The organism is Komagataeibacter rhaeticus (assembly GCF_011611525.1).
GTDB lineage: Bacteria > Pseudomonadota > Alphaproteobacteria > Acetobacterales > Acetobacteraceae > Komagataeibacter > Komagataeibacter rhaeticus.
Window position 1 is genome coordinate 1288388 of record NZ_CP050139.1, and the last position, 23783, is coordinate 1312170.

Consider the following 23783-nt stretch of genomic DNA (forward strand, 5'->3'; position numbering starts at 1 on the left):
CGCTCCGGTACGGCTGCCATGTCATTGCATGATTTTTTTCAGGATCATCTATTGGCGTGGATAGGAGTGGCGCGGACAGGGGGACAACCGCCCGCCAGTCCGGTTTTTTATTGGTACCGGTCCCGTCCTGATTCCCCGGTATCATGATTTTGCGGAAACGGGGCGGCATGATAGGCATGACGGATCGGAAACCTGCATGCCCGTTCCCGATGGCAGTGCCGGGAGGAAATTTTCCGGGAAGGAGACGTTAAAAAACAGGCGTATGTCTACCATATGACATTTAAGATGTTCTGATCATGGGAATTGATTGCTGAAAGGGAGGACACGGGGTTATGTCGATTGCTCAGATGAAGGAAAACATGTCCGGGCACGCCGGTTTCATCGCGGCGCTGGACCAGAGCGGTGGATCAACACCTGGCGCGCTCAGGCACTATGGAATTCCCGATACCGCCTATAGCAATGATGCCGAGATGTTCGCGCTCATGCACCAGATGCGGGTCAGGGTCATCACGTCGCCCGCCTTTACGGGCAAGAAGATCATTGCCGCCATCCTGTTTGAACAGACCATGAACGGACTGGTGGAGGGTGTGCCGACCCCGACCTATCTGTGGAAGGAGCGTGGCGTCGTGCCCTTCCTGAAGGTGGACAAGGGACTGGAGGCCGAAGCCGGCGGCGTCCAGATGATGAAGCCCATTCCCGGCCTGGATGTGCTGCTGGAACATGCGGCCAGGCTGGGTATTTATGGCACCAAGGCGCGTTCGGTCATCCGCCTGCCCGAGCCTGCTGGCGTGGCCGCCATCGTGCAGCAGCAGTTCGCGCTGGCGCAGCAGATTGCCGCGCACGGCCTTGTCCCCATCCTGGAGCCGGAAGTGCTGATCAAAAGCCCGGACAAGGCAGGGGCCGAGGCCCTTCTGCATGCGGAACTCAGGCGTGGGCTGGAAGCGCTGCCGGGTGAATATCAGGTCATGCTCAAGGTCAGCATTCCCGAAAAGCCAGACCTCTATCTCGATCTGGTCAATCATCCGCGTGTGCAGCGTGTCGTGGCCCTGTCGGGCGGCTACCCACGCGATGAGGCATGCAGGCGCCTGGCCGCCAACCATGGCATGATTGCCAGCTTCTCACGCGCGTTGCTGGAGGAACTGCGCTATCAGATGACGGATGAGCAGTTCAATCAGGCGCTTGCCGCCTCGATTGATGAAATATACAAGGCGTCGTCGCAGAAAGTATAAACAACTTTTCTGAAACGGAGTTAGCAGGGGCGCGCTTTTTTCGGAAAGCGGTGTGCGTGGCGGTGTTCACAAAAATGCCCCTGCGCGCGTGGCTGCGCGGGCGGGATGCCGGACAGCCATGGGTCCGCTGCCCTTAGCGGAACGGGTTGTCGGAATACGAAGGCGAGGAATATCCCGCCGCGGGCATGGAATAGGCCGGTGCGCTGTAGCCCGTATCCGATGGCGCGCGCACGCCGCTGCCTGTCGTGCCGGGGGTGGCGACGCCCTGCCGGGCGGCGGTGGAACCGGTGGTCACGGCAGCGCCATCCGCAGGGTCCACACCGGTGGACAGGCCCCTGGCGGAAGGCGTGGCGGGATAGGCTGAGGGCATGCCGTTATAGTCGGCCGGGCTGTAGCTGCCAACGCAGTTCTTGCCCCGTTCGGCCGTGTGTATGGCATCCAGTTCGCCTTTCAGCCGGCCGATATCCTTGTGCCGGTCTCCCCCGATGCTGCCAACCGGCACGCCGATCAGGGCCACGCCCCATTCATCGGACTGATGCATCCGGCGCTGGTGCTTCTCGGCCGAGGCCAGGTCCTGCGTGTCGGCCTGGTCAATGTGGGCAAGCTGGGCGCAGCTCTGTTGCAGATAGGGTTCCGGGCTTACATATTGCGCGCCGATATCCGAAGGGTTGGAGGCACAGCCGGTCATGGCCAGGACGGCAGTGCACAGAAATATTTTTTTCATGGGTTTCCCGTTACGATCCATAATGTAACGGACTGTATCCAAACAGGGCAACCCTGTCCCGTAGGCAGGATCAGATGGCTGTGTTGCGGTCCTGTCCGGCCCGGGTGCCCCGGCAGGGGTCAGGGCGTGAACACGATGGTCTTGTTGGCGTTCATGATGGCCCGCCGTTCGATATGGAAGCGGACCGCCCGGGCCAGTACGCGCCGTTCAATATCGCGTCCCTTGCGGATCAGGTCATCGGGTGAGTCCGCATGGGAAATACGCTCCACATCCTGTTCTATGATCGGGCCTTCATCCAGGTCGCTGGTCACGTAATGCGCGGTAGCCCCGATCAGCTTGACCCCCCGGCTGAAGGCCTGGTGATAGGGGCGCGCGCCCTTGAAACCGGGCAGGAAGGAATGGTGGATGTTGATGCACCGTCCGCTCAGCCGGGCCGCCATTGCGTTGGACAGCACCTGCATGTAGCGGGCCAGAACCGCAAGTTCCGCGTCACTGTGGGTGAACAGCGACCAGATCCGTTCTTCCTGTTCGGCTTTCGTGTCCTTTGTAACGGGCAGGTAGTGGAAGGGAATGCCGTAAAAATCCACGTCGGCGAATATCTCGCGCGGGTGATTGGAAACGATGCCGACCGGCTCGATCCGCAGTTCCCCGATGCGCCAGCGGTACAGCAGGTCGACCAGGCAGTGATCGAAGCGTGAAACCAGCAGCAGCACCCGGGGACGGTGGCGGGTATCGGTCAGGGTCCATGACATGGAAAAGCTGCTGGCGATATCGGTAAACTGTGTCCGCAGGGTATGAAGCAGGCCCTCCTTCCGCGCCAGCTCGAACACGATCCGCATGAAGAACTGCCGGCTGCCTGTGTCATCAAACTGCTGGGCTTCGGTTATGTTGGCGCCGCGCTCATACAGGTGCTGGCTTATGGCGGCCACGATACCCGGCCGGTTGGGGCAGCTGAGGGTCAGGATGAAGGTGGCGGATGGCGGGGCGGGCGCGTTCATAAAATGGGGTCCACTTGGTTACGGGCGGCGGGACGCTCCTGATACAACCTTTGGGCCGGCTTGTGGAGGGGACGGGGCCGGGTGGCGGCACGGGTACGGGCGTGCAGGCACCCCGCTTTCGCGCAGACCCTACCCGCATGCATGGTCCCCCTTTACAGGCAGCATGGCTTCCTGTCCTATGGGAGGAATGAAACCGAAACAATTTCTGACCGGCGGGGCTGCGTTCCCGCCCGGATGCGGTGTGTGGCTGGGGTGAACCGTCCGCCCGTCCGGCCAGGGGCCGGGCGTCCCGATCCGGCCGTGATGTCCCGCCCGCGCACGGTCCCGCCTGACCCGTGGGGAGGGTGCATGACGGGGCGGGCATGCCCCCGGCGGGCCAGCATGGGGCGCCGGTTGCCCTTCTGCCATTTCAGGAACCGATACCCGGTATGACACCAGTCAGGAATCTGCCTTCGGCGCGGCCCGTGTCCAGCCTGAGGCAGCGCCATATCATCATGATCGCCTTTGGCGGTGCCATCGGCGCCGGCCTGTTCGTGGGCAGCAGTGCCGTCATCGCGGCGGCGGGTCCGGCCGCCCTGCTGGCCTTTGCCGGGGTTGGCCTGCTGGTCATGCTGATCATGCGCATGCTGGGGGAAATGGTCGTGGCCAACCCCGGCAAAGGCTCTTTTATCGCCTATATCCGCGCAGCCCATGGCCCGGCGGCCGCTTTTACGGCGGGGTGGCTGTACTGGTTTTTCTGGCTGGTCGCATTGGGGAGCGAAGCGATAGCGGGTGCGATCATCCTGCACGAATGGATCGGCCTGCCTGTCTGGCTGCTGGCGACAGCGCTGATCGTTGCGCTGGAACTGGTCAATCTGGCGGCGGTGCATATATTTGGCGAATGCGAATTCTGGCTTTCGCTGATCAAGGTTGCCAGCATCCTGTTCTTCATCGCGGCGGGCGTGCTGTACCTTGCCCATGTCTTCGCGCCCGGCGTGCCGGCCATGTGGAATCCCGCCAGGGCGGGCGGCATGTTCCCCCATGGCATGGCTGCGATGGTATCCATCGTGCCTACGGTCCTGTTCGCCATGATCGGCTCGGAAATAGCCACGGTCGCGGCAGGGGAGTCAGCCGAGCCGGCCAGGAATGTCGGGCGTGTCACGCGCACGCTGGGGCTGCGCCTTGTGGCGTTCAACAGTCTTTCCGTCGCGCTGATCGTGATGATCGTGCCATGGTCGGATGTGGTGCCCGGGCAGTCCCCGTTCGTGCAGGCGATGCAGGTCATGGGCATTCCCGGTGCGGCGCCCGCCATGCGGATCGTGGTGCTGACGGCCATTCTCTCATGCATGAATTCCAGCCTGTACATCACCTCCCGCGTCATGGCGGAGCTTGCAGGCCATGGGGATGCCCCCGCCCTGTTCCGGCGCAGGGCGGACCAGAAGGCGCCGGTCAATGCCATCATGGCCAATTCCGTTGCGGGGGCGCTGGTGGCCTTTTCCTCCATTCTGGCGCCCGGTACGGTGTTCGCCTTCCTGCTCAGTTGCAGCGGCGGGGTGATGCTGCTGGTCTATTCGCTTATCGTTACGGCCTATGTCGTGATCCGCAGGCGCGTGCCGCCGGATGAGCAGCGGCTTTTTTTCAGCATTCCGTTCTTTCCGGCCCTCAATTTCATGACGCTGGGCGGGGTCGCGGTCATTTTTGCCGCCATGCTGCTCGATCACGCGCAGCGCCCGGTTGCCGTTGCCAGCCTGGGCACATCGTTTTTCTTTATTATGGCCTATGGTGCAAGGCGGTGGCTGTTCCGGCGGGGCTGACGGCCATGCCCACGGATATATGAAAGGCATGGCGGGCATGGTCCCTTTAAGGTTGGCCGCAACATTATAAAAATGGAGCCTTCCCGCCCATGCTGCTCAACACGATCGAACTTGGCCCCGACAATGGCGACCTGTCCCGGCCCCCCGTTGTCTTTTTGCATGGTCTGTTCGGGCAGGCGCGCAATTTCGGCTTTTTCCAGCGCCGCATGGCCGGGACCCGCCGCACCCTTGCGCTGGATCTGCGCAACCATGGCAAGAGCCCCCATGGCATGATGGATTACCCGACCATGGCCATGGACGTGCATGAAACCCTTGTGGCGCATGCCGCCCTTCCCGCCATGGTGATCGGCCATTCCATGGGGGGCAAGACCGCGATGATGCTGGCGCTGGAGCATCCGCGGGATGTCCGTTGCCTGGTCGTTGCCGATATCGCGCCAGGGGAGGGCGGATTTGCCCAGTCCCGCCAGCTTGCCCACGATCTGGAAGCCCTGCCACTGCCAGCCTATCTTGACCGCGCCGGGGCGGAGGCATGGCTGGGGCAGGTCATTGCGGACAGGCCGGTGCGTGATCTCATGCTGATGAATCTCGAACTGGGTGAAAATCCGCGCTGGCGCATCGGGCTACAGCAGATTGCCGCATCCATGCCCGCCATCATCGGCTGGCCTGCCATTGCGCCGGGCGTGCATTATGAGGGTCCCACGCTGTTCATCGCGGGCGGGCACTCACGTTACATCCAGCCTGCCAATTATCCGGTCATGCGGCAGCTTTTTCCCCATTACCGGCTGGATGTCATCAGGGATGCGGGGCACTGGGTGCATGTACAGGACCCGGCAGCCTTCCTTGCCCTGATACAGGCCTTTGCCAGCGCCGACCACGGCGGGACGCGCTAGGCACGCCCTGCCGCCACGGTGTCAGCGGATGGGGATCAGGTGCCAGACCACTTCCCGTGCCGGGCATATGCCCTTCAGGCCGCCCGGAACCGGAACGGTGGCAAGACAGACAGGGTTGAAAAGCGCAGCGTAATACTGCCTGACTTCAGCGGCATCCACACTGAATGGCGGCCCGGCGCGGCAGGACTGGTCATAATCCAGGCAGACCAGCAGTTGCGGGGCGGAACGGGTAAGGGCGGGCAGGTGGGCTGCATAGGCATCGCGCAGTGCCGGGGGCAGGGCGATCAGGGCCGCACGGTCATATACCCCGTCAACCCGGCCCATCATATCCGGTGTCAGGTCGAATATATCACCGGCGAATACACACAGCTCCCCCGTCATGTAACGGGTCACGCGGCCGCAGGTGGAAACATGTGGTGTCAGGCCCAGTTCGGCAAAGAGCTGCCTGACGGCAAGCGGGCTGAGTTCACATCCCACCACCTGATACCCCTGTGCCAGCAGCCAGTGGATATCAAGGCTTTTTCCGCATAGCGGCACGAAGACCCGTGCGCCCCGGGACAGGTGGAGGGCGGGAAAATGGCGGATGAGCAGGGCATTGGGCTGTGGCTCGTGAAAGCCGATTTCGTTGCGCTGCCATTTGGCATGCCAGAAAGTCTTGTCCATCCGTCCGGTTTCATGACTGTGGTTTCCAGTGGCGCGCGCTGGCGTCTGGCGGCTCCATCCTTTCGTAGCATTCTTTGTCCATGCTGTCGCCCGGTGCGCCATGGCGGATGTGCGGCGGGTGGAAACCCTGCCGCCGCTGTGGCATGAGGGATGGCTTGTTCAACGGTGGCTGTCCCGCACGGCATGGTCCCTTTCATGCAGCCGGGGAACACATGTGATGCCGGTCAGGGTTTTTTGTTGATGTACATGATGTTTTTTCTGTCTGTGGCCTGTATCTGCGTTGTCGCGCCCCTGATCGAGACCGTAGGAATCAGGACACGGGATGGCAGAAAGGCCATGTCCCCGCGGCGGGTCTATATCGACATGCTCTGTGCGCTGTTCACGGTTGGCCTGCTGCTGGCGCTGACCGGCAATATCGTGGTCTCGCTGCTGGTGGCGGTCCTGTCTGAAGTCGTATTCGTATCCGTATCCAATATAAAATATGGCATACTGGGGGAACCGCTGCTGTTCAGCGATCTTTTCGTCGCCCGCAGTTTTTTGCAGCATCCCAAATTCTACCTGTTTTCCATACCATGGTATGCGCGTATCTTTGTTGTCGTTTTCATGCTGTTCCTTGTGGTTGGCGCCTTTTTCTTCGTGGTGCCGGAACCTGTGCCCCATCTTGCCGGGCTGTTCATGGCGGTTATGGCCATGCTGGGCATTCGTGGCCTGCCCGCAGCGAAATGGGTGCCTGCCGCCGATCTGGCACAGGACCTGCAGCGCTTTGGCCTGCCGGGCATTACCTTCCTGTACTGGAAGCAGTGGAAGGCCAGCAGGACACCGCCGCCCGTCCCGCCCCTGCCGGGGCGGGCGGCGTATGACGCGGTGGTGGTCATACAGTGCGAGTCATTTGCCGACCCCGCCCGTCTGCCCCTGCCGGCATCGGTCGGGCCTGTCGCCATGCCCGGCCTTGCCCGGGCCCGCCAGTGGGCATGCCAGCAGGGGGAACTGCAGGTCAGCGGGTTTGGCGCCTATACCATGCGTTCCGAATATGGTGTGCTGTATGGCCGCACGGAGGCCGAACTGGGCTTTCGCGCCTTTGACCCGTTCCTGACTGCCGCGCAGGAAAGTTCCTATGCCCTGCCCAACCGCCTGAAGGCAGCGGGGTATCATGGTGTCTTCATGCATCCGCATGACATACGTTTCTACAACCGCAACCAGCTTATGCCCGCATGCGGGTTTGAGCGGATGATCGGACCCGAAGCCTATGCCCACACGGCCAGCACCGACATGCCTTATATAAGTGACATGGCGCTGGGCGACAGTATCGGGGCTCTTGTCCGTGCGGCACGCGAGCCTGTGCTGGTCTATGCCGTGACCATGGAAAACCACGGGCCATGGGCCGCCAGTTCACAGCCGGCGCTGGGACTTGCGAATTATCTGCGCCATCTGGGTAACAGTGACCGCATGCTGGCTGACCTCATGCAGGCCCTGTCGGGCATGGACAGGAATATCCTGCTGGTCTTTTTCGGTGACCACCGGCCTTCCATCACGGGGGTTTTCAGCCCGGTGGCCGAACGTGACGTGCCTTATGTCGCCGTGTCCCTGGGGCCAGGAAAGGACAGCCATCACAGCACCGGGAAAACCGTTTCGCTGTCGCCTGCCGGGCTGCATGCCCTGATTCTGGAATACGCCGTAAAACCCGCATAAAGAAGGAACGGGCACCGGCAGGGTCAGGAACAAACGCCCAGCCGGCAGGCCGTAAGGGGCCATCCTGAACGGATGGCCGCCCGGCTTCAAGAACAGGTGAGGCATTTTGGGGGAAACCCTCGGGGCCATCGGGCTTTGAAGGAAATGCCCCTGTTGTACCCGGCCTTTCCACAAGCGAGGTAGCATGAACGCCACGCGCAATGCCTGTACCTGTAGTCTGAAGGTGAATGGCGCGCTTTTCCGTAAGGACGTGCCACCCACCGTCATCCTGCTTGACCTGCTGCGTGAATGCCTTGGCCTGACATCTGTCACACAGGGCTGCGATCATGGGCATTGCGGTGCCTGTACCGTGCTGCTTGATGGTGTGCCTGTCCAGAGCTGCCTTGTTCTGGCCATTTCGGTTCCCGATGCTGAAGTGGTGACAGCCGAGGCATTTTTTCCCCCTGGATCGGGCCTTCTTCATCATATCCGGCAGCGCCTGCTCACGGCGGCGGGGCCGCAGGTGTGCAGCGCATGCCTGCCCGCGCGCCTCCTGTGCCTGCTTGCGCAGGCCACGGACGGACAGCCCCCCAGCCCTGCGGAGATCGAGGCTTTCATACACGCCAGTCCATGCCTTTGCGGCGGCCAGGCGCGTGAGGAACCGGTATCCATGAGCCGCTCCAGACATGAAGGTGTTGCATGAGGGCGTTTGCATACAGCCGGCCAGTCACGCTGGGCGCGGTGGTGCAGGCGCCACCATGCAGTCGCTATCTGGCGGGCGGCACCAACCTGATCGACCTGATGAAGGCGGATGTCGAGCAGCCGGAATATGTCATCAACATCAAGGCCCTGCCATTGGGGGACATCAGGCCGCTGCCGGATGGGGGGGTGGGACTGGGGGCCCTGGCCACCAATGCCCGCACGGCGGCCCATCCGCTGGTGCGGGCGCGCTATCCGTTGCTGGCGGCTGCCATCCTGGCAGGGGGCAGCCCGCAGGTCCGCAACATGGCGACCAACGGGGGCAACATCAACCAGCGTACGCGCTGCCATTATTTTTATGATATCGGCACCGTCTGCAACAAGCGTGAACCGGGCGCGGGCTGTGCCGCAATCGGGGCACGCAACCGCGTGCATGCCCTGCTGGGCACCAGCCCGGACTGCATGGCGGCCTTTCCATCCGATATGTGCGTGGCGCTGGCCGCGCTGGATGCCCGGGTCAACCTGTTCGGGCCAGGTGGCGCGCGGCAGGTCCGCATCCGGGATTACCACTGCCTGCCCGGTCGCACGCCGTGGGTCGAGAACGTCCTGCGCAGGAATGAACTGGTGGTGGGCATAGACCTGCCGCCGGTCTCGTTTGGCAGCCATTATACCTATCTCAAGATCCGTGAATCCCGCACCTGTGCCTTTGCCATCATATCGGTGGCGGTCGGGCTGGAAATGGAGGGCGGCGTCATCCGCCATGGACGGGTCGCGCTGGGGGGCGTTGCAACACGGCCATGGTATGTCCCGGCGGTGGAGGACATGCTGCGTGGCCGGTCCCCCTCGGCCACCCTGTTCCATGATGTGGCACGGCTCCTGCTGCATGGTGCCGTGCATGATCAGGGCAATGCCGACAGGCTGGCCCTGGCCCCCCGGGTCATCCAGCGTGCCCTGTGGCAGGCTGTTACGGGCAGTCCGCCATGCCAGCCATGCGCTGGCATGCCCTGAGCATGCGCCATGCCCATGGCGGGGCGCCTGCCATCTTTCCATAAGCATGACATGCAGGTTCTTCATGGCTGCGCTTCAGGATCAATGTGATACTGATACAGTAATGTGACATTCCGCCACTGTTTCGTCGTGTCCGTGTAGCAGGTTAAGGGTGAAGGAGTACCACAATGAAATACACGAAAGCATGGACTGTGGCTTTTGTTGCCATGGCACTGGCTGCGGCACCGGTCATGGTACCGGCTGATGCTTACGCGCAGCACGGCCCCGGTGGCGGTGGCCCCGGTGGGGGCGGGCATGGGGGTGGTGCCGGCTTTGGTGGGCCAGGTGGTGGCCATGGTGGTCCGGGTTTTGGTGGACCGCGTGGCGGCGGCCCGCGTGGCGGTGGCGGCTGGGATCGCGGCCGTGGTGGCTGGGGGGGCGGCTGGGACCGTGGACCCGGCTGGTATGGTCCGCCACCCTATCCCTACGATTATCCTGTCTACGGTTATCCCGGCTATTATGGCTATCCGTATGGGGGGTATGTCGGGGGATGGGGCTGGGGTGGCTGGTAAAAGGCCTGCGGGCCGGATGAAGGGGGCGACGGGCGTTCAGTACTGTCGTGTGGCCAGCAGCAGCCCCGCCCCAAGCCCGGCAAGGGATGCGGCCGCGAACCATAGCAGTGCGCCCGTCACGCCATGGCTGGCCACGGCCCCGGCCAGCGCGCCCAGCGGGGCCGCCATCCGTAGCAGATACGCCACCGGGCGCAGGCCCGGCGGGGGGGCGGGTAGCCTGTAGCGACGGCCATGCAGCAGGGCATGGCACAGAAAGGCGGCAAGACAGGCGGCAAGGGCGACAGGAAAGGTCATGCCGCCCTGTCCCGCAGGTGCGACAGGACATAAAGGGCAAGGCTGGCGGCACCCAGCCCCATGCCATCCACCGCCGCATGGATGGCGGGCGCGGCATGTAGTGCCGCGGGGGCCGTCAGTCCGTCAAGGGGCAGCAGCCCGCCCGCCAGCACCGCGGACATGGCCAGCTGCGTGCGCCACGCCCGCAGGCCACGCCCGGTTACGGCACAGGTGAGCGCATGCAGGGCGCACAGGCCCCATACGGTAAAAAATACCGTTATTTCAGTTCCGTCGCGTCCCGGCAGCGTTGCGGGCAGCAGGCGGCTGGCCCATAGCAGGGCGCACAGGCTGGCGGGCAGCCCGACCAGGGTGGTCATGGTCAGTCCTTCCCCGATGCGGAAGGCCACCGTATGCCCCCGGTCACGGCGCCGTTTCATGCCAAACAGGACCAGCCCGCTGGCAATGACCGCCGTGGCGCACAGCCCGGACACAAGATACAGCCAGCGCAGTCCCGTTGCGGCAAAGCGGGCGTAATGCAGTCCATGCAGCAGTTGCACGGAGCGGGCGATGGAACCGCTGGTGGCGGCCGTGGCCAGCAGTGCGCCATCAGGCAGGTGGAAATCGGCATGGTCACGCGTCAGGAAGGGGCCTGATGCGTCACTGGCGAAGATGCTCAGGTGATCGGGAGAAAAAAGGATGAAGCCCGCTTCACGACCGCCAAGCGGCGCACGCGCGGCCGCCAGCAGGGGGGCAAGCGGGGGCAGGGGCTGGAACACGGGGGACGGCGCCACATGCGGCGGACGGATGGCCGTGGACCGGGATACCGGCCTGCCCTGCGACCACAGGCTGGTCACGGGAATGGCGGGCAGCAGCCTGTCCACATGCACCAGCACGCCCGTATAGGTGATCATGACCATGAAGGGCAGGAACAGCACGCCCGTCAGCAGATGCGCATCCAGCCATGCCCGCAGGCGCGTGGCCGACAGGCGCAGCAGCACGATGTCGGGCAGCAGTGCCCGGATGTGAATGACAAGGCCCGAGCCGATTGCAACAAGCAGGCCGATTGCCGGAATGTCTACGGCAAGGATACCCGCAGGCCCCTGCATGCACAGGGTATAATGAAAGCGGAAGAAAAACTCTCCCCCCGCCGTCTGCCGTGCCGGTATGATCACGCCCGTTTGCGGGTCAAGCTGGGGACCCGTGAATTCACGCCCGTCATAATGCAGGACTTTCAGCGTGGGGGAACGGGGCGATGGCAGCGCCAGAAAAGCCGGTATGCCGTGGGTTTCCCCTTCATGGATCATCCGGGCCGCCACATCCAGCGCGGCGGGCGTCAGGGGCGTGCCGGGCGCCACCCGCACTTCGGGCTGCATCCAGCGGGTGATTTCCGTATCGAACACCGACAGGCTGCCGGTCACGAATACGCATACCATGACCAGCCCCCCCACAAAACCGGTCCAGGCATGCAGCCAGCCCATGCGGGTGCGCAGCGTCTCACGCATCAGGACAGCACAGCCCCGACAAGGGCCGCGGCAAGACCGCACCCCCCCACAACAAACAGCCCGACATGGCGCGCATGGGCACCAAAGCCCAGCACAATGAGTACCGGCAGGAGGGCAAGCGCCATGATCTGGCCCAGCGCGGTGGCCTCCCCGCTGGCTGGGCCGGGCAGCCGGACAATGTCCATGACCACCAGATGCGCAACGCCGTAGGACAGCAGGCAGGCCAGTACGAGACTGCCCGGCCTGTTCCACGCCGGCATGGCAGGGCGACGGCGCGCATCCATGGCCGTTGCCGGAATTCTGTTACGCTTTGATATATAAATGCGACGCATTTGCATTTTTTGTCTATGCCACAGAACAGGTCCCGCTGCGAAGGGCCTGACAGGCATTTTATGGCCGGGCGTCTGTTTCCCCCGCGCCCGCGCCTTCCCGCCGGCACAGGCCCCGCGCGTGGGCCTGAAAACCTGCCCGGAAATATCGGCGCGTCATAAAGGCATTTTGGGATGTGACTTCTTGTCAGCATCCCCCAAAAGGCCGTTCAGCCTGCGCGCGGACGGCTTCCATGGCCTGCCGGGCATCCGGGCCCTGCATGCGACGGATGTCCCGTCTTTCAGACCTGCGCGGCACCGGACTCATGCTGGCAGGTTTATTCACTAATAAAAAACGTAAAACATGCCGCCGGAAAACCGGTCGAACGGCACGGAGCCCGCCGCAGCCCTGTTCCGGAAAATATAACCGCAATCGGGAAAGGGGCAGGCCCTGCCCGCACCATCAGATGGCAGGGTGCGATGGATTGCCACTTCCGTCATGGATGCGGCAGCGGATGGCTGTCATGAGAAAAACAAAACACAATTTAAAACGGTATTTAATCTTAAATAAAATAATTTAAAAACAGTAAGTTAAACTTTAGACCTGCCGGAAAGAACCATAATTTACGATAAATTACAGCATAATATCGCATTTATTTTTTTATTAATCACATTAAACGTAAATTATATAATTGACTCACATGAATCGGTTGTTAATGTTGGATCAGTTAAACACTCACTAAAAATAGTAATATCCTCCATATGATGAGGTTGTCATGACAGATCGGGTCCATCCCACACGCGGTTTTTCCCCCCGGACTGAGCTGGCGGCACAGGCGCTGCGCCCCATTTTCGCGCGGATTGCCAAAGGCGCGGTCACGCGCGAGCAGGATCGTGTCCTGGCCCATGACGCGGTGCGCTGGCTGCTTGATGCGGGGTTTGGTGCCCTGCGTGTGCCCGTGCGGCATGGCGGCACGGGTGCCACCCTGACCGAGACCTTTGCCCTGCTGGCGGAACTGGCGGAGGCGGATTCAAACCTGCCGCAGATCTTCCGCGCCCATTTCGCCTTTGTCGAAGGCAGGCTGCATGAAGGCGACAGCCCGCAGGCCGCGCGCTGGCTGGAACGGGTGGCGCAGGGTGCCCTGTTCGGGGCTGCCATGGCGGAACTGACGGACAGCACCGGCACCGCGACAACGCTCACGCCCGGGCCGGGACGGGAGGGGTGGAGACTGGATGGCACCAAGTATTATTCAACCGGCACACTCTATGCCTCATGGATCGTGGCGGTAGCGACTGACGGGGTGGACCGTATCCAGCTTGCCGTGCCCGCCACGGCCCCCGGCGTGACCCGTGTCGATGACTGGGACGGTTTTGGCCAGCGCCTGACCGGCAGCGGCACCACCATTTTTGAAAACGTGGCCGTGCCGGAAGGGAACATCCTGGGGCGCACCCCACTGGCCGATTTTCCCACCAACGAATATTTCACCACCTATTACCAGCTTTTCCATCTGGCCACGCTTGCCGGTATCGGGCGGGCCATTGTGGGCGATGCCACAGCCTTCGTGCGCCCGCGCACGCGCACCTTTGGCATTCCGGGGCAGGTGGCCCAGCGCCATGACCCGCTGGTGCAGGGTGTGGTGGGGCGCCTGTCAGCACTGTCCTTCTCGGCTGATACGCTGGTGGAAAAGGTGGCCGCCGGGCTGGAGAACGTATTCCCGGCATGGGCGGCGGGGCAGGAAAGCGGCCCTGCCTTCGACCTGGCGCAGGTACAGGCCTATCAGGCCCAGCAGATCGTGGCGCCCCAGGTGCTGGAAGCGGCAAACCTGCTGTTTGAAGTCGGTGGCGCATCGGCCACCAGCGCCACCCGCAGGCTGGACCGGCACTGGCGCAATGCGCGCACGCTGGCCTCGCACAACCCGCTGGTCCAGCGGCAGCGTGAACTGGGTGACCTTGTGCTCAACGGCACGGCCTTTGGCGCCCAGTGGCGCGCGCGCACCACCGATGCCGCCCCGCAGGCCGACCCCGCGCGGCAGCATCCGGAGCGCGTGGCATGAGCGCGCGCGCCAGACAGTTGCACGTCAACCTGTTCGAGATGGCCTGCGTCAGCCATATCGTGCACGGCATGTGGCGTGCGCCCGGCAATAACCGGCATCGCTTCGGGGAGATGTCCTACTGGCTTGAAGTGGCGAAACTGGCTGAGGAAGGACTGTTCGACGCGGTCTTCCTGGCTGATGTCGTCGGCACCTATGACCGTTTTGGCGATGGCACCGCCGCCGCCCTGCGCGAGGGGCTGCAGATCCCCAATCTGGACCCGCTGATGGTCGTGCCCGCCATGGCGGCGGTGACGGAAAACCTGGGGTTCGGCGTGACCTTTTCCACCACTTACGAGCCACCCTTCGCCTTTGCCCGGCGCATGGCCACGCTCGACCTGCTGACCGGCGGGCGCGTGGGGTGGAACATCGTCACATCCTATCTGCGCAGTGCCGCGCGCAATTTCGGGCTGGATGACGAGATCCCCCACACGCAGCGCTACGCCATCGCCGATGAGTATCTCGATGTGCTGTACAAGCTGTGGGAAGGCAGCTGGGATGACGATGCGGTCGTGAATGACGCGCGGGCGGGCCTTTATGCCAATCCCGATGCGGTCAGGCCCATCAATCACGCGGGCCGGCACTTCCGTGTGGCGGGTCCGCATCTGGTCTCGCCTGGCCAGCAGCGCACGCCGGTGCTGTTCCAGGCGACGGGATCACCCGACGGGCTGGAATTCGCCGCCCGCCATGCGGAGGTCGTGTTCATCGGCGGCCAGACGACCGAAGCGGTGCGCGCCAATATTGCCCGCACGCGCGAACGCGCCCGTGCCCATGGCCGTAATGGCGATGACATCCGTTTTATCGTCATGGCCGGGATCATTGCCGATACCACGCAGTCTCTGGCGGAAAAGAAGCTGGAGACATACCGCCGGTATTACAGCGTGGAAGGCGCGCTGGTGCATGCTCAGGCGGAAATTGACCTGCGCCGCTACCCTGCCGATGCCCGCATCGGTGACATCCTGAAACGCGAGGGCGTGCCATTTGGCAATATGGGCCGGCGTTTCCATCCCGAACAGACGGTGGGCAGCGCGCTGCGCCAGATCGCATCGTTTGACGAGGGGCGCTTCTTCGCTGTCGGCACGCCGGACCGGATTGCCGATGAAATCGAGCGCTGGCTGGACATCGACGGCATAGATGGCATCAACCTGCGCCAGTACCACACATTCGAGACCGCGCGGGATTTCATCAATCTGGTCGTCCCCGAACTCCAGCGGCGCGGGCGCTACCGTACGGCCTACACGCCGGGCGAGACCCTGCGTGAACGCCTGTTTGGCGCAGGCCGCGCGCGCCTGCCCGAACAGCATTTCGGTAGCCGCTACCGTGATCCCGCCGCCCTGCACGCCCCGGCGTCCCCGCTTTTTCCATCTGAAACATTTTCCAAGGCGTCATGAGCATGTCCTACGCAATTCCCGACAAGATCAATGTGCTGTGGTTCCTGCCCACCCATGGCGACAGCCGCTACCTGGGCACGCAGAAGGGCGGGCGCCCGGTTGACCTGCCCTACCTGCAGCAGGTGGCAAGGGCAGCCGACGCGCTGGGCTATTACGGTGTCCTGATCCCGACCGGCCGCAGTTGCGAGGACAGCTGGGTGGTGGCCTCCGCCCTGGCCCCCGTAACCGAACGGCTGCGCTACCTGATTGCTGTGCGGCCGGGCCTGCTTTCCCCAACCCTTGCCGCGCGCATGACGGCAACGCTGGACCGTTTTTCAAACGGGCGGCTGCTGATCAATATCGTAACGGGGGGCGACCCGGCGGAAAACGCGGGCGATGGCCTGTTTGCCGACCATGCGACGCGTTACGAAATCACCGATGAATTCCTTGATATCTATCGCGCGCTCCTGCGTGGCGAGGATGTCAGTTTTGAAGGGAAGCACTTCACCATAAAGGATGGCCGCCTGCTGTTCCCGTCCTTTCAGGAAAACGGGCCACCGCTTTACTTTGGCGGTTCATCGGAAGCAGCGGCGCATGTTGCTGCCAAATCAATCGACAAATACCTGACATGGGGCGAGCCGCCCGCGCAGGTGGCCGAAAAGATCAGCCATGTGCGCAAGCTGGCCCATGCACAGGGGCGGGAGGTATCATTCGGCATCCGCCTGCATGTAATCGTGCGCGAAACGGCGGAGGAAGCCTGGCATGTGGCCGACCGCCTGATCAGCCATCTGGATGATGCCACCATCGCCAGGGCCCAGACGGTCTTCGCCCGCATGGATTCCGTGGGCCAGTCGCGCATGAGCGCGCTGCATGGTGGCCAGCGCGACAGGCTGGAAATCAGTCCCAACCTGTGGGCGGGCGTGGGCCTGGTGCGCGGTGGCGCAGGCACGGCGCTGGTGGGTGACCCCGATACGGTGGCCGAACGGATTGATGAATACCGCCGCCTTGGCATCGATAGCTTCATCTTCTCGGGCTATCCGCATCTGGAGGAAGCCTATCAGTTCGGTGAACTGGTCCTGCCCAACCTGCCCACCGCCCATCCCGTGCGTGGCCGGTCAAACCTGAACAACATGGGGCCGTTTGGCGAGACGATCGCCGGTGACCACCGTCCCACCCGGGCTGCGTGAGTGTGGGGCGCGCCATGTCATCTTCCCCTCACATCCCCCATATCGCCATTATTGGCGGCGGGTTCAGCGGTGCGGCGCTGGCATGGCATCTGGCGCGTGATGGCGGTGGCCCGAAACGCATGACGGTGTTCGAGCCGCGTCCCTTCCTTGGGGCGGGGCTGGCCTATGGCGCTGGCGATCCGCAGCACCGGGTGAATGTGCCAGCCACCCGCATGAGCATCGATACCAGCCAGCCCGATGACTTCATCAACTGGATACGCGGGACCGGCGCGCTGGCCGATGATCCGGCGGCCACCCGGCCGGATGGCGATGTTTTCCCCGCCCGTGCCGTGTTTGGCCGGTACGTGGCCGACCGGCTGGCCCCGCTTTTGCATGCGGGTGTGCTGACGCATCTGCGCCGCAGGGTGACGGGGGTGCACAGGGTGCCCGATGGCGGCTGGATCGTGACCGATGCGACGGGTGTTTCCCTGCCAGCCGATATCGTGGTCATTGCCACCAGCCATCCCGCCCCGCAACCGCCGGGCGTGCTGCGTGCGCTGGACCTGCATCCCGGCCAGCACCCCATACTCGTGACCAACCCGTGGCAGGCCGGTGCGCTGGATGATATCCGCCGTACCGACAGCGTACTGGTTGTGGGGTCGGGGCTGAGCATGGCCGATGCGATCGTCAGCCTGACCGCGCGCGGGCATACGGGCCGGGTCACGGCCATTTCACGGCGTGGGCAACGTTCGCACGGGCATGCGACAGGGGCGGTGAAGCCGGTGGGGGATTTCATCTCGCCGCCTGCACGCACGGCCCGCCATCTGCTGCAACGCATACGCCATGAACTGGCCCGGCACGCAGGCCAGCCATGGCAGGCCGTATTTGACCGCATCCGCACGCAGGCCCCCGATATCTGGGCAGCCCTTTCGGTGCCGGAACGCAGGCGGCTGATCCGGCACCTGCGACCGTTCTGGGATACGCACCGCTTCCGCATCGCCCCCCAGGCTGATGAAGTGCTGCGTGCGCGTGAACGCGCGGGCACGCTGGATGTTCGTGCCGCCCGCGTGGTGGCGGCACGGGTGCGGCACGGGCAGTTTGCCCTTACCCTGCGCCATGGCAGTTCGCCCGCGTGGGAAGCCTGCTATGATGCCATCATTACCACTACCGGCCCCGCGCATGGCGCGATCATGCACATGCAGCCCTATATCGGGGGGCTTGCGGCCGCAGGGCTGGTGGAGGTGGATGCCACGGGGCTTGGCCTGCATGTGGATGCGCTGGGCCGCGCCTGCGTAGGCGGGCGGCATGAAGGCAGCCTGTTTGTGGCAGGCCCGCTTGCACGCGGTCGTTTTGGCGAACTGATGGGCCTGCCCGAAGTCACGCATTACGCCGAGAAACTGGCCGTAATCATCAGCACGCTTGCGGCTGCGCGCGCCGGTGTTTCTTACCCTTATCAGGAACGGGCAACGACATGACAGCACAGTTTTCTACCGCGCGTCCCGTCGTGCGCGACGCGGATGACATTTCCGCCCTTGTCAACGCCGGTCCCGCAGCGGGAAGCCATGCGCGCATGGTCGTGGCGCTTGCGCTGGGGGGTGTGTTTCTGGATGCGTATGACCTGACCACCCTGTCATGGGGCATTACGGATGTGCAGGCCCATTTCGGTCTGTCCGCGTTCCAGACGGGTCTGGTGGCGGCGGCGCTGAATGCCGGGACCATCGCGGGCAGCCTGGCAGGCGGGTGGCTGACGGACCGTATTGGCCGCTATGCCGTCTTCATGGCCGACATGGTGTGCTTTGTCATCGCGGCCCTGGTGGCGGGGCTGGCGCCCACCGCCGGTATCCTGATTGCCGCCCGCTTCGCCATGGGTTTTGGCGTGGGCATGGACCTGCCGGTGGCCATGGCCTTCCTGTCGGAATTCTCGCGGCTGGAGGGACGTGGCAGCAAGGCGGCGCATGCGGCGGCATGGTGCCCGACATGGTATGCCGCGTCATCCGCCTGCTTTGTCATCGTGTTCGTGCTGTCGCATGTGCTGCCGGCCACCCATCCGGACTGGCTGTGGCGGGCCTCGCTGGCGTTTGGCGCGGTTCCGGCGCTGGCCATCATTCTGGTGCGTGGGCGTTACATGAGTGAATCCCCCGTATGGATCGCCCGCCGGGGTGACCTGACGCGGGCGGCGGATATCCTGCGCCGCTCCTACGGGGTTGACCCGATTGTCCAGCCCGCGCGGGGCCGGGCGCCGGTTGTGGTGCAGGCGGACCCGTGGCGGCTGGTACGAAAGCCGCTGCTGGGGCGCGGGCTGCTGGTGTGCAGCATGACGCTGATCAGCGCCATGTCCTACAACATCATCATCTTCGGCCTGCCCACCCTGCTGGTTTCCATCATGCATGCCAGTGCGGTGCAGGTGGTGGTGATTTCCATCCTGCTCAACCTTGCCGTGGCCTTTCCGGGCGGGCTGCTGGGGGTCAGGCTTGCGCGCAGCGTGCGCTCGCGGCCCATCATCCTGGCGGGTTACATCATGCAGGTCGCAGGGGTGGGGCTGCTGGCCGTGACCGGCGTGCCGCATGGCACGGTGGGCGTTGTCGCGGCACTGGCCGGGTTTGCCGCCTTCCTGTTCGCGCAGGGGTTCGGGCCGGGGTGCCAGCTTATGGTCTATCCCACGCTGAGCTATCCCACCGAACTGCGCGGCATGGGCATAGGGGTTGCGCGACTGGTGTCGGGCATCGGGGGGACGCTGGTGCTGCTGTCCTTTCCGTGGATGAACGCGCAGATGGGGCCGGCCCTGTTCTGGCTGGTACTGCTGGCGCCGCTGGCAGGCGTGGTGATCACCTGCCTCTCGCGCTGGGACGTGTTCGGCTACGACCCGGACATGGACCCCGCCCTGCGGCAACCCGTCCGGGCCACGCAGCACGACACCGTTCCGGCGGACCCGGAACTGCTGTTTTCCTCTGATATCGGGAACTGATCAATAATGAACAACATGATTGCACCGTCCGGTTACAGGCTGGTGGACGAGACGTCGGTCTCTGTCGAGACGTTCCGCAACGGCATGGCGGCACTGTGTTGATTTTCACTGAGAACTGACCCGGGTAGGGCGGAAATTTTCATCGAGATTTGACCCATGCCTTCACACTCCCCGGCATCATTTGCTGGGGGGTTTTTGGAGTGATTGACATGGAGCTTCTGAGTGTGATCCGCCGGTGGCATCGCCGGGATCATCTTCCGATCCGCGAGATCGAACGCCGGACGGGACTGTCACGCAATACGATCCGGAAATATCTCCGGGCAGAGAGCATTGAACCGCGGTTCCAGGTTCCCGAACGTCCCAGCCGACTGGACCCGTTTGCTGACAAATTGAGGGGATGGCTGGTTCTGGAAGCCGCCCGATCCCGCAAGAACCGGCGCACGGCGCGACGGTTGTATGAAGACCTTGTGGCACTGGGTTATGATGGATCCTACGGACGGGTGGCTGCTTTCATCCGGCAGTGGAAACACGAACAGCACCAGGCACGCCAGACAACGGGCCGGGGTGTTTTCGTGCCCCTGTGCTTCCAGCCCGGGGAAGCCTTCCAGTTTGACTGGGGCGAGGACTGGGCGGTGATTGCCGACCGTCGCGTCAAGCTGCAGGTTGCCCACACCAAACTGTCCTTCAGCCGGGCCTTCATACTCAGGGCCTATCCCCTACAGACCCACGAGATGCTTTTTGATGCGCTTACCGAGGCCTTCCGCGTGCTCGGTGGCGTGCCGCGGCGGGGTATTTTTGATAACATGAAGACGGCCGTGGACCGGATTGGGTCGGGCAAGGCGCGTCAGGTCAACCTGCGCTTCATGGCCCTGGCCAGCCATTACCTGTTCGAGCCGACCTTCTGCAATCCGGCAGCCGGATGGGAGAAAGGGCAGATCGAGAAGACCGTGCAGGATGCCCGGCGCCAGATCTGGCAGGATTTGCCCGCCTTTCCCGATCTGGGGGCGCTGAATGCCTGGCTGGAAGCCCGCTGCCTGGACCGTTGGGAACGGCTGCGGCATGCTGGATTGCCGTGTAGCGTCTCCGAGGTCCATGCAAGCGAACGTCCCCACCTCATGGTGCCGGGGCGTCCCTTTGACGGGTTTGTCGAACAGACCAAGCGCGTCTCACCAACCTGCCTGATCCAGTTCGAAGGCAACCGCTACAGCGTGCCGGCCTCCTTTGCCAATCGTCCGGTCAGCCTGCGGGTTTATCCTGACAAGCTGCGCATTATCGCCGAAGGGCAGGTTCTGTGCGTGCATGACCGGATCATCACGCGTTCGCATGGTGTGCCAGGCCGCACGGTTTATGACTGGCGGCATTATCTGGCGGTCATCCAGCGCAAACCGGGCGCCCTGCGCAATGGCGCACCGTTTACCGAATTGCCAGCCGCCTTCCGGACCCTGCAGGATCAACTGCTCAGGCGGCCTGGAGGCGACCGGGAAATGGCTGAAATCCTGGCCCTGGTGCTGCAGCATGATGAGCAGGCCGTCCTCTGCGCGGTTGAACTGGCTCTTGAAGATGGCGTGGCGACCAAGACCCATGTTCTCAATACGCTGCATCGCCTGATTGATGCCAAAAGAACCGTGGTTCTCCGGCTTGATGCTCCACAGGCCCTGGTGCTCGAACACGAACCGTGCGCCGATACAGGGCGCTATGACATCCTGCGTGGGGACAGTCGCCATGCGTCATGATCCTGCCGCCGCCTCACTTGTCGTCATGCTCCGTGGACTGCGGATGTATGGCATGGCCCAGGCCACGGCTGACCTCATTGAGCAGGGCGCGCCCGCCTTCGGGGCGGCCATCCCCATTCTCTCGCAGCTTCTGAAGGCGGAACTGGCCGAACGCGAAGTGCGCTCCATCGCCTACCAGACAAAGACAGCCCGGTTCCCCGCCTACAAGGACCTGTCTGGGTTCTCCTTTGCCGACACCCAGGTCAACGAGCCCATGGTCCGCCAGCTTCATGGCGGGGACTTCATCGAGCGTGCCGAAAATGTCGTGCTGATCGGCGGCCCGGGAACCGGGAAAACCCACCTGGCGACCGCCCTGGCCATCCAGGCGATTACCCATCACCGCAAGAAGGCGCGCTTCTGGTCAACGGTCGACCTGGTCAATGCTCTTGAACAGGAGAAGACTGCCAATCGGGCCGGGCAGATTGCCGACAGGCTGCTCCGCCTGGATCTCGTGATCCTTGATGAACTCGGTTATCTCCCCTTCAGCGCGTCTGGGGGCGCCCTGCTGTTCCATCTGCTCAGCCGCCTCTATGAGCGCACCAGTGTCATCATCACAACCAATCTGAGCTTCAGTGAATGGGGAGACGTCTTTGGTGACCCGAAGATGACGACGGCGCTCCTCGATCGGCTGACCCATCACTGTCATATCCTCGAGACAGGAAATGACAGCTACAGGTTCCGCGCCAGCACCGCCGCGTCAAAAAACAGGAAGGATAAATCCTCTTCTTGACCGCCCGCCCGACTATGCCTGAAATAGCATCTGGCTGGGTCAATTCCTGATGAAAAACCCGGGTCAGTTCTCAGTGAAAATCAACATTTCACCCTGTTATGTAACGTGATTAACCTAGCGCATATCCTTAAATTATGCGAATAAAAATGTTATAAAAATATATAACAAAAAATAAAGGATTTAACCGGCGCCAGCGTCCTTGCGCCCCTGAATGACGGGAAGCCCCTGTAGGATGGGCGCTTTCAGATAAAACAGGTGAAGAGCGGCCCGGTCTGGCCCGGAAATTTAATTAACATATTGTATATAAATATATAATTTTCGGACTGGCAATTGACGGGCGGCATCCTGCGGGCATAACAACATAAAAAATGTTATATAAAAAATAACACTTATCATAAAGATAATATGTTGACCGTCCCCGCCCGGCATGTATGATCCGGCTCCAGCGCCTCATGTCGTGGCGTCATACCGATCAGGGGGATCTGCCATGTGCCAGCCAGCCATGCGAATGTGCCGCATCGGTCGATGTAACATCCATGCCCCGATGCCTGGCATGTGGGGCGGCACTTACTAGAACAGCCGGCGGACATCCTGCCGGGCACAGGTTGCGGCCCTGACCGCAGCCGAACAGGGGCAGTAATCCGATGCTTGAATCCCGTATTGTTGAGGTGGACGGCACATTTGTCGGCACCGTCATCGTGGAAGCGGACCGGGTGACCCGGCGTTTCTACGCGGCACATGACAGCGTACGCGCCTTTCATAACCGCACGCTGCGCAGCGCCGATGACCTGACCCATCAGGTTGCCCGCCTGTACAGGCGTAACCATACGGTGCATGGCCAGCAGCCGTCATAGGACGGATATGGAAGAACAGAACAGCCCGGACACTGGATGTCCGGGCTGTTGGGAATGGTTCGGGAACAGTTGCCTGACCGGTATCCTGGCCCGCAGGTGGGACAGGCCGGCCGGGATTGGCTTTACGGGCGGCGACAGGCCGTTGCTACCTGCCGGGCCTTCTGTTCGGTTCGGTCGTGCGTCCCTGCGCGGGCGGATCGCTGGCGGGAAAGCTTTCATCCAGCGCTTCATCGCGGCCTTCATCTTCGTGCTTCTGGGCCGGGGTGGGCTGCTTTTCCGTCTCGGGGGGCGGATCTTTGTGCATTTTCAGTATTCCTTGCCGGATGGAGCCGGTCCTGCGCGCCATGAAGGGGCGGCCGTGGTGCTGTAACGGGGGCGGCGGGGGGAAGGGCGCATCAATGGGCTGCGACCTGTCCGGCGCCATGGGGGGACAGCCCCGTGGACCGGGTGGCGCGGGCGGGGGCAGGGGGGGCTGGCTGGACATATGAGCATACGGTATCGACATGGCCGTTCTCATCTGGCTGATGCGT

22 protein-coding genes are annotated in these 23783 nt (G+C 63.1%); 15 read left to right on the plus strand and 7 right to left on the minus strand.

Annotation, left to right across the window (positions count from 1 at the left end):
• Nucleotides 1–332 precede the first annotated feature (332 nt).
• Nucleotides 333–1229 (plus strand): fructose bisphosphate aldolase, encoded by an 897-nt coding sequence (locus GWK63_RS05905; RefSeq protein WP_007398048.1) that lies wholly within the window; start codon nucleotides 333–335, stop codon nucleotides 1227–1229.
• A 133-nt stretch (nucleotides 1230–1362) separates the two neighbouring features.
• Here the strand turns inward: GWK63_RS05905 and GWK63_RS05910 are convergent, their stop codons facing one another.
• Nucleotides 1363–1953 carry a hypothetical protein gene (locus GWK63_RS05910; protein ID WP_039998737.1) on the minus strand — a complete coding sequence of 197 codons (591 nt, stop codon included), beginning with the start codon at nucleotides 1951–1953 and terminating at the stop codon, nucleotides 1363–1365.
• Between the two features lie 119 nt (nucleotides 1954–2072).
• On the minus strand, nucleotides 2073–2951 hold the full coding sequence (purU, locus tag GWK63_RS05915) for a formyltetrahydrofolate deformylase (RefSeq protein WP_007398050.1): 879 nt from the start codon (nucleotides 2949–2951) through the stop codon (nucleotides 2073–2075).
• Between the two features lie 428 nt (nucleotides 2952–3379).
• On the opposite strand from purU, the gene GWK63_RS05920 reads away from it, so the two are divergent.
• A complete protein-coding gene (locus GWK63_RS05920) occupies nucleotides 3380–4744 on the plus strand; it encodes an amino acid permease (protein ID WP_039998806.1) in 1365 nt (454 codons plus the stop codon).
• 89 nt (nucleotides 4745–4833) lie between these two features.
• Complete coding sequence (locus GWK63_RS05925; RefSeq protein ID WP_007398052.1) at nucleotides 4834–5634, plus strand: alpha/beta fold hydrolase; 801 nt, start codon at nucleotides 4834–4836, stop codon at nucleotides 5632–5634.
• Nucleotides 5635–5655: 21 nt separating this feature from the next.
• Here GWK63_RS05925 and tmpT read toward each other — a convergent pair whose 3' ends face one another.
• The gene (gene tmpT / locus GWK63_RS05930) at nucleotides 5656–6297 is read right to left on the minus strand and encodes a thiopurine S-methyltransferase (protein WP_007398053.1); all 642 of its coding nucleotides are present in this window, start codon (nucleotides 6295–6297) and stop codon (nucleotides 5656–5658) included.
• A 336-nt stretch (nucleotides 6298–6633) separates the two neighbouring features.
• Between tmpT and GWK63_RS05935 the strand changes: the two genes are divergently transcribed.
• The 4 genes from GWK63_RS05935 (at nucleotide 6634) to GWK63_RS05950 (ending at nucleotide 10223) form a co-directional block, all read left to right on the plus strand.
• Nucleotides 6634–7986: an LTA synthase family protein gene (locus tag GWK63_RS05935; protein WP_223846658.1), complete on the plus strand. Its 1353-nt coding sequence runs from the start codon at nucleotides 6634–6636 to the stop codon at nucleotides 7984–7986.
• A 184-nt stretch (nucleotides 7987–8170) separates the two neighbouring features.
• Complete coding sequence (locus GWK63_RS05940) at nucleotides 8171–8668, plus strand: (2Fe-2S)-binding protein (protein ID WP_007398057.1); 498 nt, start codon at nucleotides 8171–8173, stop codon at nucleotides 8666–8668.
• Nucleotides 8665–9672 (plus strand): FAD binding domain-containing protein, encoded by a 1008-nt coding sequence (locus GWK63_RS05945; RefSeq protein WP_007398058.1) that lies wholly within the window; start codon nucleotides 8665–8667, stop codon nucleotides 9670–9672. The genes GWK63_RS05940 and GWK63_RS05945 overlap by 4 nt, the downstream gene beginning before the upstream one ends.
• Before the next feature lie 167 nt (nucleotides 9673–9839).
• Nucleotides 9840–10223 carry a hypothetical protein gene (locus GWK63_RS05950; protein ID WP_051672061.1) on the plus strand — a complete coding sequence of 128 codons (384 nt, stop codon included), beginning with the start codon at nucleotides 9840–9842 and terminating at the stop codon, nucleotides 10221–10223.
• Between the two features lie 36 nt (nucleotides 10224–10259).
• Here GWK63_RS05950 and GWK63_RS05955 read toward each other — a convergent pair whose 3' ends face one another.
• From GWK63_RS05955 to GWK63_RS05965, 3 genes are read right to left on the minus strand one after another with little or no spacing between them, the layout of a single operon-like run.
• Complete coding sequence (locus GWK63_RS05955) at nucleotides 10260–10517, minus strand: hypothetical protein (RefSeq protein WP_007398061.1); 258 nt, start codon at nucleotides 10515–10517, stop codon at nucleotides 10260–10262.
• Nucleotides 10514–11998, minus strand: a complete 1485-nt coding sequence (locus tag GWK63_RS05960; RefSeq protein WP_007398062.1) for a PepSY-associated TM helix domain-containing protein — start codon at nucleotides 11996–11998, stop codon at nucleotides 10514–10516. Before GWK63_RS05960 ends, GWK63_RS05955 begins: the two co-directional genes overlap by 4 nt.
• On the minus strand, nucleotides 11998–12282 hold the full coding sequence (locus GWK63_RS05965; protein WP_099963244.1) for a hypothetical protein: 285 nt from the start codon (nucleotides 12280–12282) through the stop codon (nucleotides 11998–12000). Before GWK63_RS05965 ends, GWK63_RS05960 begins: the two co-directional genes overlap by 1 nt.
• A gap of 800 nt (nucleotides 12283–13082) precedes the next feature.
• Between GWK63_RS05965 and GWK63_RS05970 the strand changes: the two genes are divergently transcribed.
• The 8 genes from GWK63_RS05970 to GWK63_RS06010 all read left to right on the plus strand — a co-directional run bounded on the left by GWK63_RS05970 (nucleotide 13083) and on the right by GWK63_RS06010 (nucleotide 23253).
• Nucleotides 13083–14360, plus strand: a complete 1278-nt coding sequence (locus GWK63_RS05970) for an acyl-CoA dehydrogenase family protein (protein ID WP_007398067.1) — start codon at nucleotides 13083–13085, stop codon at nucleotides 14358–14360.
• The gene (locus GWK63_RS05975; protein ID WP_007398068.1) at nucleotides 14357–15787 is read left to right on the plus strand and encodes an LLM class flavin-dependent oxidoreductase; all 1431 of its coding nucleotides are present in this window, start codon (nucleotides 14357–14359) and stop codon (nucleotides 15785–15787) included. The genes GWK63_RS05970 and GWK63_RS05975 overlap by 4 nt, the downstream gene beginning before the upstream one ends.
• Nucleotides 15788–15789: 2 nt before the next feature.
• Nucleotides 15790–16953 (plus strand): FMNH2-dependent alkanesulfonate monooxygenase, encoded by a 1164-nt coding sequence (gene ssuD, locus GWK63_RS05980; RefSeq protein ID WP_007398069.1) that lies wholly within the window; start codon nucleotides 15790–15792, stop codon nucleotides 16951–16953.
• A 14-nt stretch (nucleotides 16954–16967) separates the two neighbouring features.
• On the plus strand, nucleotides 16968–18407 hold the full coding sequence (locus GWK63_RS05985) for an FAD/NAD(P)-binding protein (protein ID WP_039998809.1): 1440 nt from the start codon (nucleotides 16968–16970) through the stop codon (nucleotides 18405–18407).
• On the plus strand, nucleotides 18404–19897 hold the full coding sequence (locus tag GWK63_RS05990) for an MFS transporter (RefSeq protein ID WP_007398071.1): 1494 nt from the start codon (nucleotides 18404–18406) through the stop codon (nucleotides 19895–19897). Before GWK63_RS05985 ends, GWK63_RS05990 begins: the two co-directional genes overlap by 4 nt.
• Before the next feature lie 209 nt (nucleotides 19898–20106).
• Complete coding sequence (gene istA, locus GWK63_RS06000; protein WP_035366403.1) at nucleotides 20107–21630, plus strand: IS21 family transposase; 1524 nt, start codon at nucleotides 20107–20109, stop codon at nucleotides 21628–21630.
• On the plus strand, nucleotides 21620–22399 hold the full coding sequence (gene istB, locus GWK63_RS06005; protein ID WP_003630803.1) for an IS21-like element helper ATPase IstB: 780 nt from the start codon (nucleotides 21620–21622) through the stop codon (nucleotides 22397–22399). Before istA ends, istB begins: the two co-directional genes overlap by 11 nt.
• A gap of 644 nt (nucleotides 22400–23043) precedes the next feature.
• Nucleotides 23044–23253, plus strand: a complete 210-nt coding sequence (locus tag GWK63_RS06010) for a hypothetical protein (RefSeq protein ID WP_007398075.1) — start codon at nucleotides 23044–23046, stop codon at nucleotides 23251–23253.
• Nucleotides 23254–23398: 145 nt separating this feature from the next.
• On the opposite strand, the gene GWK63_RS06015 is transcribed toward GWK63_RS06010, so the two are convergent.
• A complete protein-coding gene (locus GWK63_RS06015; RefSeq protein ID WP_166498136.1) occupies nucleotides 23399–23557 on the minus strand; it encodes a hypothetical protein in 159 nt (52 codons plus the stop codon).
• Between the last annotated feature and the right edge of the window lie 226 nt (nucleotides 23558–23783).

What these genes read in the sequence shown, in the direction of transcription:
- GWK63_RS05975 (WP_007398068.1), top strand. Translation starts at nt 14,357, where the DNA reads ATGAGCGCGCGCGCCAGACAGTTGCACGTCAACCTGTTCGAGATGGCC.
- GWK63_RS05950 (WP_051672061.1), top strand. Translation starts at nt 9,840, where the DNA reads ATGAAATACACGAAAGCATGGACTGTGGCTTTTGTTGCCATGGCACTG.
- GWK63_RS05935 (WP_223846658.1), top strand. Translation starts at nt 6,634, where the DNA reads ATGTCCCCGCGGCGGGTCTATATCGACATGCTCTGTGCGCTGTTCACG.
- istA (WP_035366403.1), top strand. Translation starts at nt 20,107, where the DNA reads ATGGAGCTTCTGAGTGTGATCCGCCGGTGGCATCGCCGGGATCATCTT.
- GWK63_RS06010 (WP_007398075.1), top strand. Translation starts at nt 23,044, where the DNA reads ATGCTTGAATCCCGTATTGTTGAGGTGGACGGCACATTTGTCGGCACC.
- GWK63_RS05985 (WP_039998809.1), top strand. Translation starts at nt 16,968, where the DNA reads ATGTCATCTTCCCCTCACATCCCCCATATCGCCATTATTGGCGGCGGG.
- GWK63_RS05905 (WP_007398048.1), top strand. Translation starts at nt 333, where the DNA reads ATGTCGATTGCTCAGATGAAGGAAAACATGTCCGGGCACGCCGGTTTC.
- ssuD (WP_007398069.1), top strand. Translation starts at nt 15,790, where the DNA reads ATGTCCTACGCAATTCCCGACAAGATCAATGTGCTGTGGTTCCTGCCC.
- purU (WP_007398050.1), bottom strand. Translation starts at nt 2,951, where the DNA reads ATGAACGCGCCCGCCCCGCCATCCGCCACCTTCATCCTGACCCTCAGC.
- GWK63_RS05925 (WP_007398052.1), top strand. Translation starts at nt 4,834, where the DNA reads ATGCTGCTCAACACGATCGAACTTGGCCCCGACAATGGCGACCTGTCC.
- GWK63_RS05940 (WP_007398057.1), top strand. Translation starts at nt 8,171, where the DNA reads ATGAACGCCACGCGCAATGCCTGTACCTGTAGTCTGAAGGTGAATGGC.
- GWK63_RS05965 (WP_099963244.1), bottom strand. Translation starts at nt 12,282, where the DNA reads ATGGATGCGCGCCGTCGCCCTGCCATGCCGGCGTGGAACAGGCCGGGC.
- GWK63_RS05920 (WP_039998806.1), top strand. Translation starts at nt 3,380, where the DNA reads ATGACACCAGTCAGGAATCTGCCTTCGGCGCGGCCCGTGTCCAGCCTG.
- GWK63_RS05910 (WP_039998737.1), bottom strand. Translation starts at nt 1,953, where the DNA reads ATGAAAAAAATATTTCTGTGCACTGCCGTCCTGGCCATGACCGGCTGT.
- GWK63_RS05970 (WP_007398067.1), top strand. Translation starts at nt 13,083, where the DNA reads ATGACAGATCGGGTCCATCCCACACGCGGTTTTTCCCCCCGGACTGAG.
- GWK63_RS05960 (WP_007398062.1), bottom strand. Translation starts at nt 11,998, where the DNA reads ATGCGTGAGACGCTGCGCACCCGCATGGGCTGGCTGCATGCCTGGACC.
- GWK63_RS05945 (WP_007398058.1), top strand. Translation starts at nt 8,665, where the DNA reads ATGAGGGCGTTTGCATACAGCCGGCCAGTCACGCTGGGCGCGGTGGTG.
- GWK63_RS06015 (WP_166498136.1), bottom strand. Translation starts at nt 23,557, where the DNA reads ATGCACAAAGATCCGCCCCCCGAGACGGAAAAGCAGCCCACCCCGGCC.
- tmpT (WP_007398053.1), bottom strand. Translation starts at nt 6,297, where the DNA reads ATGGACAAGACTTTCTGGCATGCCAAATGGCAGCGCAACGAAATCGGC.
- GWK63_RS05955 (WP_007398061.1), bottom strand. Translation starts at nt 10,517, where the DNA reads ATGACCTTTCCTGTCGCCCTTGCCGCCTGTCTTGCCGCCTTTCTGTGC.
- istB (WP_003630803.1), top strand. Translation starts at nt 21,620, where the DNA reads ATGCGTCATGATCCTGCCGCCGCCTCACTTGTCGTCATGCTCCGTGGA.
- GWK63_RS05990 (WP_007398071.1), top strand. Translation starts at nt 18,404, where the DNA reads ATGACAGCACAGTTTTCTACCGCGCGTCCCGTCGTGCGCGACGCGGAT.